This is a genomic window from Mycobacterium sp. NPDC048908 (assembly GCF_043197955.1).
Classification (GTDB): Bacteria; Actinomycetota; Actinomycetes; order Mycobacteriales; family Mycobacteriaceae; genus Mycobacterium.
Genome location: NZ_JBICUE010000002.1, coordinates 633,561 through 645,023, shown reverse-complemented (window position 1 = coordinate 645,023; position 11,463 = coordinate 633,561). Strand labels below are relative to the sequence as shown.

The following is an 11,463-nucleotide window of genomic DNA, read 5'->3' as shown; positions in this document are numbered from 1 at the left end:
GTCTGCGGGCGCGTCGCAAGTAACCTGGGCAGATGCCCGCTCGCCTGACACGTGTCATCGCTGTCGCGGTGGCCCTGGCCGTCGTCGTCGGCACCGGCGTCGCGTGGGGAAAGATCCGCTCCTTCGAATCCGGCATCAACCACTTCTCCTCGGTTGCGCTCGGCGAGGGCGGCGCGGACGGAGCGATCGACATCTTGCTGGTCGGCTTGGACAGCCGGACCGACGCGCACGGCAATCCGCTGTCGCAGGACGAACTGGCCACGTTGCGGGCCGGCGACGACGAGTCCACCAACACCGACACGATCATCTTGGTGCGCATCCCGAACAACGGGAAGTCGGCGACGGCCATCTCCATCCCCCGCGACTCCTACGTCCAGACGCCTGGCGGAAACAAGATGAAGATCAACGGCGTCTATGGCTCGGCCTATTTCGAGAAGAAGTCCGAACTCGTCGAACAGGACGGCATGGATCCCGCGAAGGCCGAACCGGAGGCCACCGAAGCCGGCCGGGAAGCCTTGATCAAGACGGTCGCCAGCCTGACCGGCGTCACCGTCGACCATTACGCCGAGATCGGGCTGCTGGGCTTCGCGTTGATCACCGACGCTCTCGGCGGCGTCAACGTCTGTTTGAAAAATGCTGTCTACGAACCTCTTTCCGGAGCGGACTTCCCGACAGGCTGGCAGAAGCTGAACGGACCGCAGGCGCTCAGCTTCGTCAGGCAGCGCCACGACCTCCCGCGCGGCGACCTGGACCGGGTGACCCGACAGCAGGCGGTGATGGCGTCGCTGGCCCACGATGTGATCTCCAGCAAGACGCTGTCGAGCCCGGCCACCCTCAACCGCCTCCAAGACGCCGTCCAGCGCTCGGTTGTGCTGTCCGAGGGTTGGGACATCATGGATTTCATCGAACAGTTGCAGAAGTTGGCGGCGGGCAGCGTCGCGTTCGCAACCATTCCGATCGTCGAAGAGGCGGGATGGAGCGACGACGGGATGCAGAGCGTGGTGCGCGTCGACCCGGCTCATGTCAAGGAGTGGGTGGCCGGCCTGCTGCACGACCAGGACGAGGGCAAGACCGAGCAATTGGCGTACAGCCCAAGCAAAACGACCGTCGACGTGATCAACGACACCGACATCAACGGGTTGGCCGCCGCCGTATCGCAGGTGCTTGCCGGCAAGGGCTTCGCGTCGGGCAATGTGGGCAACAACGACGGCGGCCATGTCACCAGCAGCCAGGTGCAGGCGGCCAAGGCCGATGACCTTGGCGCACAAGCGGTTTCCAGGGAGCTCGGCGGCATACCGGTGGTCGAGAACGCCTCGGTGGCACCGGGTTCGGCGCGTGTGGTGCTGGCCGGCGACTACACGGGTCCGGGTTCCAGCGGCGTCGATCCGTCCCTGACCACGGTCGACCCTGCCGCGTCGGGAAGCACCGATTCTGGTGATGCCGACGCCGCGCCGTCGCCGATCCTGACGGCAGGCGCCAACGATCCGGAGTGCGTCAACTGACCACGCTCACTTCGGCATTACTGGATCCGCTGATGGCGGCCGATCCGATGGGCCCGCGGATCACCTACTACGACGACGCCACCTCCGAACGCATCGAGTTGTCGACCGTCACGCTCGCCAACTGGGCGGCCAAGACCGGTAACCTGCTGCGCGATGAGCTGGGCGCGGGGCCCGGAAGCCGGGTCGCCGTGCTGTTGCCCGCGCACTGGCAGACCGCGGCCGTACTGCTCGGGATCTGGTGGATCGGCGCCGAAGCCGTGCTGAGTGGGGAGGCCGACCTCGCGCTGTGCACGGCGGACCGGCTTGCCGACGCCGACGCTGCGGTCGGTATCGGTGAGATCGCGGTGCTCTCGCTGGACCCGTTCGGGAAGCCGGTCGCCGATCTGCCGGTCGGCCTCACCGACTACGCGACGGCGGTGCGGGTGCACGGTGACCAAATATCGCCGGAACCCCGGCCCGGCCCCGCGCTGGACGGACGTTCTGTCGACGACGTCCTCGCGGCCGCCCGATCTTGCGCTGCGGCAAACGGTTTCAGCGGCGACGACCGCGTGATGTCGACGGCCGACTGGGCGACGGGCGATGACGTGATCGCCAATCTGCTGGCGGTGTTCGCCGCGGGCGCTTCGCTGGTTCAGGTGGCCAATCCGGACGCCGCGCTGCTCGACCGCCGTCGTCAGATGGAGAAGGTCACCCGCGGCTAGGGCTCGCGAGCAGACGCAAACATGCCCGAAATTCGCTGAAAATGGGCAGTTTTGCGTCTGCTCGCGTAGAGATGCCGCCTACTTCAGCAGCGCACGCGACATCACGACGCGCTGGATCTGGTTGGTGCCCTCGTAGATCTGGGTGATCTTGGCGTCGCGCATATACCGCTCGACCGGGAAGTCGGTGGTGTAGCCGTAGCCGCCGAACAACTGCACGGCGTCGGTGGTGATCTCCATTGCCACGTCGGATGCGAAACACTTCGACGCCGACGAGATGAACCCGAGATTGGCCTCACCGCGCTCGGCGCGCGCGGCCGCGGTGTACACCATCAGCCGGGCCGCCTCCAGCTTCATCGCCATGTCCGCGAGCATGAACTGCACAGCCTGGAAATCTGCGATCGCCTTGCCGAACTGCTTGCGCTCCTTGACATATGCGACGGCAGCATCCAGCGCACCCTGCGCGATTCCCACCGCCTGCGCCCCGATCGTCGGCCGGGTGTGGTCGAGCGTGGCAAGCGCCGTCTTGAAGCCGGTGCCCGGCTCGCCGATGATCCGGTCGCCGGGGATGCGGCAGTCCTCGAAGTACAACTCTGTGGTCGGCGACCCCTTGATGCCCATCTTGTGCTCCTTGGCACCTACCGAGAAGCCAGGGTCATCCTTGTGCACCACGAACGCCGAGATGCCGTTGGCACCCTTGTCCGGATCCGACACCGCCATCACGGTGTACCACGTCGAGTGCCCGCCGTTGGAGATCCAGCACTTGGCGCCGTTGAGCACCCACTCGTCGCCCTCCTGGCGCGCGCGGGTCCGCATCGACGCCGCGTCGCTGCCCGCCTCGCGCTCGGACAGCGCGTACGACGCCACGGCCTCGCCCGCCGCGATCGACGGCAGCACCTGCTTCTTGAGCTCCTCGGATCCGCGCAGCAGCATGCCCATCGTGCCCAGCTTGTTGCAGATCGGGATCAGTGACGACGACGCGCACACCCGCGCGACTTCCTCGATGACGATGCAGGCGGCTATCGAGTCGCCGCCCTGGCCGCCGTACTCCTCTGGGATGTGGATCGCGGCGAAGCCCGACGACGTCAGCGCCGCCAGCGCTTCATCGGTGTAACGAGCCTTCTCGTCGACGTCGGCCGCGTACGGCGCGATCTCCTTCTCACACAGATCACGCAGCACCGCGCGCAGCTCAATGTGCTCGTCGGGAAGCTTGAAAGCGTCAAACGACGGATTACCGAAGGCCATGGCGACTCCTTGCTACTCGCCGGTAACCTTACCGTTTTCCTCCGGACACGACCTGAAGCCCTCGGACCATCCCACGGTAGGTGCTGTGGTAGAGCGTCCTGGCCAGCTGGCTCTTGCGCAGGATGTCCATGGCGCCCTGCGGCGCGACCAGCCCGACCTCGTGACCGGCGAATTCGGACGTCGCCGTGGCCAGGCGCAACTTGCCTGACAATGCCGAGTCGACCTCATTGCGATAGAACTCGCTGTGCTCGGGCTGAGTGAAGAACACCTTGTTGAAGCCGATCAGGAACGGCACCAGCTTGGCACCATCGTTGAGGTAGCGCAGTGTGCCGGTGGCCACCCCAGGCCAGTACTCGTTGAAGACGTCATCGGCGATCACGATGCCGCCGTCGGCCAGCGTCGCCTCGGCCAGCTTCATGTCGCTGTAGACGATGTCGTCGGTGTGCCCGCCGTCGACGGAGAAGAAGCGGACGTCCCCACCGGTGAGCTCACGCAGCCTGCCCGGCTCCAGCTTGGTCGAGTCGCCCTGGTGCACCGAAACGTCGTCCATCGACGACCACAGCTTGACGTTGTTGGCGAACTTCTCGTAGTCGCCGTGACCGGAGCCGTCGACGTTGAGGTCTTGGTCGCCGAAGATGTCGATCGCCACCGACTTCTCTCCCGGCCGCTGCAACAGTCGCAACCCGATGAAGAGTTTGCCGTGGTGCACGCCGATCTCCGCGACGGCACCCGACACCTGCTTTGCGCGCTGCGCCGCGTCGAGCACGTCGAGAACCAACAGAATCTCTGATTCCAGAAAGCCCGTGACAAACCGGTGGCCAATTGCCCGGTATCGATTGAAGTTTGGCTGCATCGGTAGGCAGCCTACTGCCCGAGCAGCCGATTTCGCAGTGCGGCATCCTTTTGCAACACCATGTCCGCCAAGTTGCTCTGGAATTCCGCCATCCGTGCGCGCAACGCCTCATCCGAGGCGCCCAGGATGCGCACCGCGAGCAATCCGGCGTTGCGGGCGCCGCCGATCGACACCGTGGCCACCGGCACCCCCGCAGGCATCTGCACGATCGACAGCAGCGAATCCATGCCGTCGAGCTTGGCCAGCGGCACCGGCACCCCGATCACCGGCAGCGGGGTCGCCGACGCGACCATGCCCGGTAGGTGGGCCGCGCCGCCCGCGCCCGCGATGATCACCTCGATGCCGCGCCCCGCCGCGCTCTGCGCGTACTCGAGCATGCGGCCAGGGGTGCGATGTGCGGACACCACGCCGACCTCGAACGGCACGTCGAACTCGGCCAGCGCCTGCGCGGCCTCCTCCATCACCGACCAGTCGCTGTCACTGCCCATGATCACGCCGACCCGCGGACTAGTCATGTCCACTCCATCCGTCCGTCCACTCGGCATGCGACAGCCAATGCGCGGCCCGCACCGCCCGTTCCCGGACATCCGCGACGTAAGTCTCGTCGTCGAGCGATCCGCCCGCCGCGCCCAGAATGTTGACGTGGCCGACCTTGCGGTTCGGCCGCTCCCCCTTGCCGTACAGATGAACCCGCGCCTCAGGAATCCGGCCGAACAGGTGATGCAGCCGCTCATCCATGCTCATCGCCGGAATATGCTGCGCGCCAATTACATTGGCCATCACCGTGACCGGCGCTATCGGCGAGGTGTCGCCGAGTGGATAGTCGAGCACCGCTCTAAGATGCTGCTCGAACTGACCGGTGCGCGCGCCGTCCATGCTCCAGTGTCCCGAATTGTGCGGACGCATCGCCAACTCGTTGATCACCAGCCTGCCGTCAACGGTTTCGAACAACTCCACCGCAAGCACGCCCACCACGCCGAGTTCGTCGGCCAACCGAAGCGCGAGTTGCCCTGCCGCGCTGGCCAATTCGGATTCCAGCCGTGGTGCCGGGGCGATCACCTCGACACAAATTCCGTCGCACTGCACGGTCTCGACCACCGGCCACGCCGCACCCTGCCCGAACGGCGACCGCGCCACCAGCGCAGCCAACTCCCGTCGCATCGCGACCTTCTCCTCGATCAACACCGCCGCACCACCGGCCAGATACCTGCCCGCGACATCCCGCGCCTCGGCGACGTCACGCGCCAGCGTCACACCGCGCCCGTCGTAGCCGCCGCGTGCCGTCTTGAGCACGACGTCCGTGCCGACGCGCTCGACGAACGCGTCGACGTCGGCGATGTCCGTCACCTCGGCGAACCGCGGCACGGGCGCGCCAAGCGCTTCGAGGCGCCTGCGCATCACCAACTTGTCCTGCGCGTGGATCAACGCCGACGGCGGCGGTGCCACGTTGACACCCTCCGCGACCAGCGTTTCCAGCAGTTCCGTCGGCACGTGCTCATGATCGAATGTCAGCGCGTCGGCGCCGGCCGCGGCCTTCCTCAGTGCGTCGAGGTCGGTGTGGGCACCGATCACCACATCCGGGCTGACCTGGGCGGCTGGATCGTCGGGGCTGGCAGCAAGCACGCGCAGCGTTTGACCCAGCGCAATCGCGGCCTGATGGGTCATCCTGGCCAGTTGCCCGCCGCCGACCATGGTGACCACAGGGGGCATACTCGGGCTTCGTGGCACAACACCATGGTGTCATGGCGGCAATCATCTTGTTTACAGGCCGTGACCTGCATGGGTACGCGTGGCCTGTGGTATTTCCGTACACTGCGCTGTTGTGTCCTTTACCGATGCCACGATCGCACGGCTGCCCCGCCCGGTTCGGCCGTACTTCGAGCGGCATCACGAACTGATCAAGTTCGCCATCGTAGGGGCCACGACATTCGTCATCGACTCGGCGGTGTTCTACACCCTCAAATTGACGGTCCTCGAGCCCAAGCCGGTGACGGCCAAGATCATCGCAGGCATCGTCGCGGTGATCGCGTCCTACATCCTCAATCGCGAGTGGAGCTTCCAGAACCGCGGCGGCCGCGAACGCCATCACGAAGCGCTGATGTTCTTCGCATTCAGCGGAGTCGGCGTGCTGCTGTCCATGGCGCCGCTGTACTTCTCCAGCTACGTACTGCAACTGCGGGTCCCCGATGTCTCGCTGACCGTCGAGAACATCGCGGACTTCGTCTCCGCGTACATCATCGGCAACATGTTGCAGATGGCCTTCCGGTTCTGGGCCTTCCGCCGCTGGGTGTTCCCCGACGAGTTCGGCCGCCACCCGGACATGGCGATCGAATCCATCACCGCGGGCGGCATCGCCGAGGCGATGGAAGACGAGTACGAACGCACACACGAGAACAGCACGGTCACCCCACTGCGTCGCCCAAACCGGCGTGCGCGCCGCCTGGGTCAGCTCGGCGATTCCTCTGAGCCCAGGGTGTCGAAGACTTCGTGATACAGCAGTGAATGCACCCGTTCCACGCGCGGAATGTCGTGGAACTCAAGGGGATCCTGCGACGCCGACTCTATGATCAGCGTGCCGGTGCGCAGCACCCGGTCCCACAAGCCGTGCCGGAACTCCACACTGTTGATCCGCGCAAGCGGAATGTCGATGCCCGACCTGGTGAGCAGACCGTGGCGGAACATCACACGACGGTCGGTGATGACGAAATGCGTTGTCCACCAATTGAGGAACGGCCACATCGTCAGCCATCCGATGATCACCAGCCAGATCACTCCGATGACGATCAGCACGACGTTGCGCGCGGTGCGGTCCCAGTTCGTCTGATTGACGTATCCGGCGCCGAACGCCGCTAAGGCCGTGACAATCAACAGGATCAGCACCGGGCCGATCAGCCGCTTCCAGTGCGGATGCCGGTGCAGCACGACCTGCTCGTCGCCGGCGAGCACGTTGTCCGGATAGCCCACGGCTGCGACTCTACCCAGCCGCACCCCTGTCGAGCGGGACTTACCCTGACTTGCAATCGTTGACCGCGGGTTTGCCCGCGAAGCGGTCGGCCAGCCAGGCCAGCACGGTCTCGCCCGTGGGCGGGTTGTGGCCGCCATTGGGGTCGAAGTCGATCGTGATCGTGCCACCCATCTCGCACGCCTGCGCGATCCCTGCCTTCGTCCACGCCGCGTCGATGTACGGGTCCTGGCCGCCGTACCACACGTAAAGCGGTGCGGACAGCGGCTTCTGCGGCAACGCCCACTGCTTCAGAAGATCCCGCAGGTGGATCGCCGCGTCGGCGGTATCGGGCGCGAAGTCGTTGGGGCCCAGCCGCTTGATCGCTTCTCCGCGCTGGTATGCGGTGTCCTGGCTGCATGCCGACATCGCGTTCCAGAACTTCTTGGCGGTGCCGTGGCGGTACAGGTCGCGATCGAGATCGGGGTGCAACCGCGCGAGCGACTCGATGATCGCCTGCATCACCGCGCCCTGTTCAGCGCTCAGCTTGCCGTCCTGGGCCATGTCGACGAGGCCGGACAGGTCGGTCGGGGGAGACGTCGCGGCGGCGCCGACCAAATTCAACTCCGGCGCGTAGGTCGCGGCCTGCTCGTCTGCCGCCCACGCCGCGCCACCGCCCTGCGAGCCGCCCATCGCCGCCCACTTGGTGGAGACGCCGGGAAATGTCCGGCGCAGCGCCCGCACCGCATCGATCAGATTGAGACCCGCAGTCCTCGAATCCGCGTAGGGGTGAACACCTTTCGCGCCGAGTCCTTGATAGTCGGGGAACGCGACCGCATACCCGAGCTTTGTCAGCACCCGCACCACGCCGATGTAGCTGGACAGATCAGGCGACAGCGAAGGCGCGCATTCGTTGTCGATACCCAGGGTGCCGTGCCCGAAACCGACCACCGGCCACCCCCCATCAGGTGCCTTCCCCTTCGGCACGAACATCGATCCCGACACCACCGTCGGCGCGCCGGTGTCACCCGAGGTGGACCGGTACAGCACCCGTGCAGCCTGGAGGTCTCTGCCCATGAAGGTGCGGGTCACTCCCGGCATCGTGGTGGCCGACACCAGGCTGCCGGGCCCGGCGCCGGTCAGATCGGCCGACGCCACCCGCGTCGGCGGCCCGCCCGATGAGGGAAACAGATCCAGGAACTTGATGGCCGACGGCTGAAGATAAGGAATCAGCAGCACCACGGCCGCGATCCCGGCCACCAGCGCGAGCGCCACACCCGACCAGAGCGCTGTACGGCGCATGCGCCTCCTTGGATTCGGTCGTCAGCAAAAGGTCCAAGACCCGCGGCACAACCTACCCGACCAACCTTCGCATCGTCGGTTGCCAACGCGGCACGCCGATTTCAGCGCAGGTGCACGATGTCCCCTGCCGAGACAGCAACCGTGCCGGCGTCGGAGTTGATGTGCAACCGGCCCTGCTCGTCGATTGACTGCGCCACCCCGACCACATCGCGACCGCCGGGAAGGATCGCCCGCACCGTCGATCCGATGGTCACGCTGCGTGCCCGGTACTCCGCGATCAGCCCGGCGTCGGCGCCTGCCGCCGCCTGCCAGCGGTCGATGCGGCCGCCCAACTCCCGCAGCAGCGCCGCCGTGAGCCGAGTCCGATCGGGCGCCGCGACCCCCAGGCCGCTCAGCGACGTCGCCTCCGCGTCGGGCACCTCGTCGTCGCGCAGCGTCACGTTGACTCCGATGCCGACGACGATGAAGCGCTGGGCCGCAGCGACCTCGGTCAGGATGCCTGCCAGCTTGCGTCCCCCGGCCAACACGTCGTTGGGCCACTTGAGCCCCGCTTCGACGCCGGCGACCGCGGCCACCGCCGCCACGACCGCCACTCCGGTGGCAAGCGGCAACCAGCCCCACCCGTCGGGCGGCACGCCGCCGCCGTCGACGCCGACCGACATCGTCAGCTGGGCCCCCGGAGACGTCCACACGCGGCCGCTGCGGCCACGCCCTGCGGTCTGGTGTTCGGCGATCAACACGGCCCCTGCGATATCCTCACCCCCGGCGGCGCGTGCGAGTAGATCGGCGTTGGTCGATTTCGTCCGCTCGACCACGTCCAGTTGCCGCCACGGCGGCGCTAAACCGTCCCGAAGCGCATGAGCGTCAATCGGAGAATCGGCATTCGCGTTTGCCATCATCTGAACTTATATCCATCAAGCGAACCCAGCCATCTAAATTTTTCGTAAGCATAAGTAAGCAGTTCTAACGTCTATGTCAATTTTGAATTAGCCCATACGCACCTTCACCTCCGGCAGACGCCTGCGAGCGTGCGCGCAAACAGATCCGCTGTGATGTTGCTGTGAGCCGTGGCGCGTAAGGCGCTGCCGCCGGTCGGTCAGTAGGCGCCGGTCCCGGCGAACACGGTGCGCACCGTCTTGGTCGCGATCAGCAGGTCGTTGGCGATCGACCAGTTCTCCACATACGACAGGTCCAGCCGGACCGAGTCCTCCCAGGACAGGTCGGAGCGACCGCTGACCTGCCACAAACCGGTGATGCCTGGCAGCACGAGCAGGCGGCGACGCACTTGGTAGTCGTACGTGTCGACCTCGCGGCGCAGTGGCGGCCGCGGCCCGACCACGCTCATGTCGCGGCGAAGCACGTTGAAGAACTGGGGCAGTTCGTCGATGCTGTAGCGGCGCAGCACCCGGCCCACCTTGGTGACCCGTGGATCCTGGCGAATCTTGAACAGCACGCCGCCGGCACTCTCATTGAGCGCCTCCAACGTATCGATCTGCTTGTCGGCGCCGTCGACCATGGTGCGGAACTTGATCATCTGGAACGGCTTGCCGTCGAGGCCGATCCGCTCCGAGCGGTAGAACACCGGTCCCCTGCTGGTCAGCTTGATCGCGATCGCGGCGAGCAGCATCACGGGCAGCGCGCCCGCGAGCACGGTCAGCGACACGCAGATGTCGAAGGCGCGCTTCTGCAACCGCTTGGTGCCGCTGTACTGCGGCTTCTCCACGTGTATCAGAGGCAGTCCCGACACCGGTTGCATGGTCAACCGCGGGCCCGCCACGTCGACGACGCCCGGTGACACCACCAGGTCGACGCCGAGTTTGTCCAGCTGCCAAGACAACTCGCGGATGCCTTCGGGGCCGAGGTGCTCGGTGGCGGTCAAGGCGACGGTATCGGCGCCGGTCTCGAGGATGGCGCGCTCGACGTCGTTCTCGTCGCCGAGCACCGGCAGCGTGCCCGCGCCGGGGATTTCGATCGTCCCTCCGGTACCCCGGCCGGTCAGGCACACACCGATCACGGAATAGCCGTAGCAGACCTCGCGCGACAGGCATTGCACCAGGCTGCGGACCGCGCGGGGGTCACCGACGGCGAGCACCGAGATCAACGCCTTGCCCCTGCGCCGCTGCGTGGCCAGGGCACGCCTGCACAGGCTGCGGCCGAGCAGCAGAGCGAACAGGCCCAGCGGAAGGGCAACGGCGAGATATCCGCGCGCGTACTCCGGACGGAAAATCATCAAACCGACCGCGATGACGCCGACTGTGGCAAGCGTCGCGGAGAAGACACGCCGGTACTCCTCCACTCCGGCGCCGATGATCCGTGGTGACCGGGTGCGGTAAGCCGCCAGCAGCGTCAGCCAGATGGTGCCGACGATCAGCGAGGCCAACGTGTAGTAGGCCATCGCCAAATCGAACTCGGTGAACGGTTGGCCGAGACGCACCATCTGGCCACAGACGAGGGCGATCGCCACCACGACGACGTCGGTGACGATCAGAGAGACTCGGTACCGCCTTTGCCAGTTCGTTTGGGATGCCGAGGTGACATCCGCCGCCGGCGACTCGGCAGGCGCGAGAAACGTCTCAACCGCGGTCACAGCAGTGCGCACCTTCCGTTTGCTAAGAATCGGTAGCCGAGGCAGATCATAGCGGCCACCGGTTAACTATTGCACTACTGTCAAGAGTTCGCTGGGCGAACCACAAAAGACGCTGGTCAATCACTTTCCCTCGGATGGCTGCATTGCCTGTTGCGGCGTTTTGATCGGCCAAGATAATCTCCGGCGGCCGTCAGGCGAGCCAATAATAGCGCGTGCCGATCCGTATTACGAAGCGGTAGCGGCGGTCGATAATTTCATTGCCCAGCGACACGTGTTGTATCGGCCGGCAGCCAAATTTCATTACAGGAAACCTTGCGCTGTGTGATCGCTGGGAG

Annotated in this window: 11 protein-coding genes; 3 read left to right on the top strand and 8 right to left on the bottom strand. The window is 65.9% G+C overall.

Annotated features, from left to right (window positions below; genetic code table 11):
• Positions 1-32: 32 nt before the first annotated feature.
• Both ACGFK1_RS07725 and ACGFK1_RS07720 read left to right on the top strand, forming a co-directional pair.
• Positions 33-1,502: an LCP family protein gene (locus tag ACGFK1_RS07725; RefSeq protein WP_393427642.1), complete on the top strand. Its 1,470-nt coding sequence runs from the start codon at positions 33-35 to the stop codon at positions 1,500-1,502.
• 32 nt (positions 1,503-1,534) lie between these two features.
• Positions 1,535-2,203 (top strand): TIGR03089 family protein, encoded by a 669-nt coding sequence (locus ACGFK1_RS07720; protein ID WP_393427883.1) that lies wholly within the window; start codon positions 1,535-1,537, stop codon positions 2,201-2,203.
• Between the two features lie 78 nt (positions 2,204-2,281).
• Here ACGFK1_RS07720 and ACGFK1_RS07715 read toward each other — a convergent pair whose 3' ends face one another.
• Genes ACGFK1_RS07715 through ACGFK1_RS07700 form a run of 4 tightly spaced genes read right to left on the bottom strand, consistent with a single transcriptional unit; the run spans position 2,282 to position 6,008 of the window.
• On the bottom strand, positions 2,282-3,445 hold the full coding sequence (locus tag ACGFK1_RS07715) for an acyl-CoA dehydrogenase (protein WP_393427641.1): 1,164 nt from the start codon (positions 3,443-3,445) through the stop codon (positions 2,282-2,284).
• A gap of 28 nt (positions 3,446-3,473) precedes the next feature.
• Complete coding sequence (locus ACGFK1_RS07710; RefSeq protein WP_393427640.1) at positions 3,474-4,298, bottom strand: class I SAM-dependent methyltransferase; 825 nt, start codon at positions 4,296-4,298, stop codon at positions 3,474-3,476.
• An 11-nt stretch (positions 4,299-4,309) separates the two neighbouring features.
• Positions 4,310-4,813 carry a 5-(carboxyamino)imidazole ribonucleotide mutase gene (gene purE, locus ACGFK1_RS07705; protein WP_393427639.1) on the bottom strand — a complete coding sequence of 168 codons (504 nt, stop codon included), beginning with the start codon at positions 4,811-4,813 and terminating at the stop codon, positions 4,310-4,312.
• Positions 4,806-6,008 (bottom strand): 5-(carboxyamino)imidazole ribonucleotide synthase, encoded by a 1,203-nt coding sequence (locus ACGFK1_RS07700; protein WP_393427638.1) that lies wholly within the window; start codon positions 6,006-6,008, stop codon positions 4,806-4,808. Before ACGFK1_RS07700 ends, purE begins: the two co-directional genes overlap by 8 nt.
• A 112-nt stretch (positions 6,009-6,120) precedes the next feature.
• Here ACGFK1_RS07700 and ACGFK1_RS07695 point away from each other — a divergent pair, with 112 nt between their 5' ends.
• Positions 6,121-6,789 carry a GtrA family protein gene (locus tag ACGFK1_RS07695; protein ID WP_393427637.1) on the top strand — a complete coding sequence of 223 codons (669 nt, stop codon included), beginning with the start codon at positions 6,121-6,123 and terminating at the stop codon, positions 6,787-6,789.
• On the opposite strand, the gene ACGFK1_RS07690 is transcribed toward ACGFK1_RS07695, so the two are convergent.
• The 4 genes from ACGFK1_RS07690 to ACGFK1_RS07675 form a co-directional block, all read right to left on the bottom strand.
• A complete protein-coding gene (locus ACGFK1_RS07690; protein WP_393427636.1) occupies positions 6,744-7,262 on the bottom strand; it encodes a PH domain-containing protein in 519 nt (172 codons plus the stop codon). The genes ACGFK1_RS07695 and ACGFK1_RS07690 overlap by 46 nt on opposite strands.
• A 40-nt stretch (positions 7,263-7,302) precedes the next feature.
• A complete protein-coding gene (locus ACGFK1_RS07685) occupies positions 7,303-8,541 on the bottom strand; it encodes a lipase family protein (RefSeq protein ID WP_393427635.1) in 1,239 nt (412 codons plus the stop codon).
• A gap of 101 nt (positions 8,542-8,642) precedes the next feature.
• Entirely contained in the window at positions 8,643-9,440 is a 798-nt protein-coding gene (locus tag ACGFK1_RS07680) for a biotin--[acetyl-CoA-carboxylase] ligase (RefSeq protein WP_393427634.1), read from the bottom strand.
• Between the two features lie 197 nt (positions 9,441-9,637).
• Complete coding sequence (locus ACGFK1_RS07675) at positions 9,638-11,128, bottom strand: sugar transferase (RefSeq protein WP_393427633.1); 1,491 nt, start codon at positions 11,126-11,128, stop codon at positions 9,638-9,640.
• Positions 11,129-11,463 lie beyond the last annotated feature (335 nt).

Bases quoted from the DNA above. Each gene is read 5' to 3' on its own strand.
- ACGFK1_RS07685 (WP_393427635.1), bottom strand. From the start codon at position 8,541: ATGCGCCGTACAGCGCTCTGGTCGGGTGTGGCGCTCGCGCTGGTGGCC.
- ACGFK1_RS07680 (WP_393427634.1), bottom strand. From the start codon at position 9,440: ATGATGGCAAACGCGAATGCCGATTCTCCGATTGACGCTCATGCGCTT.
- purE (WP_393427639.1), bottom strand. From the start codon at position 4,813: ATGACTAGTCCGCGGGTCGGCGTGATCATGGGCAGTGACAGCGACTGG.
- ACGFK1_RS07710 (WP_393427640.1), bottom strand. From the start codon at position 4,298: ATGCAGCCAAACTTCAATCGATACCGGGCAATTGGCCACCGGTTTGTC.
- ACGFK1_RS07715 (WP_393427641.1), bottom strand. From the start codon at position 3,445: ATGGCCTTCGGTAATCCGTCGTTTGACGCTTTCAAGCTTCCCGACGAG.
- ACGFK1_RS07725 (WP_393427642.1), top strand. From the start codon at position 33: ATGCCCGCTCGCCTGACACGTGTCATCGCTGTCGCGGTGGCCCTGGCC.
- ACGFK1_RS07700 (WP_393427638.1), bottom strand. From the start codon at position 6,008: ATGCCCCCTGTGGTCACCATGGTCGGCGGCGGGCAACTGGCCAGGATG.
- ACGFK1_RS07720 (WP_393427883.1), top strand. From the start codon at position 1,535: ATGGCGGCCGATCCGATGGGCCCGCGGATCACCTACTACGACGACGCC.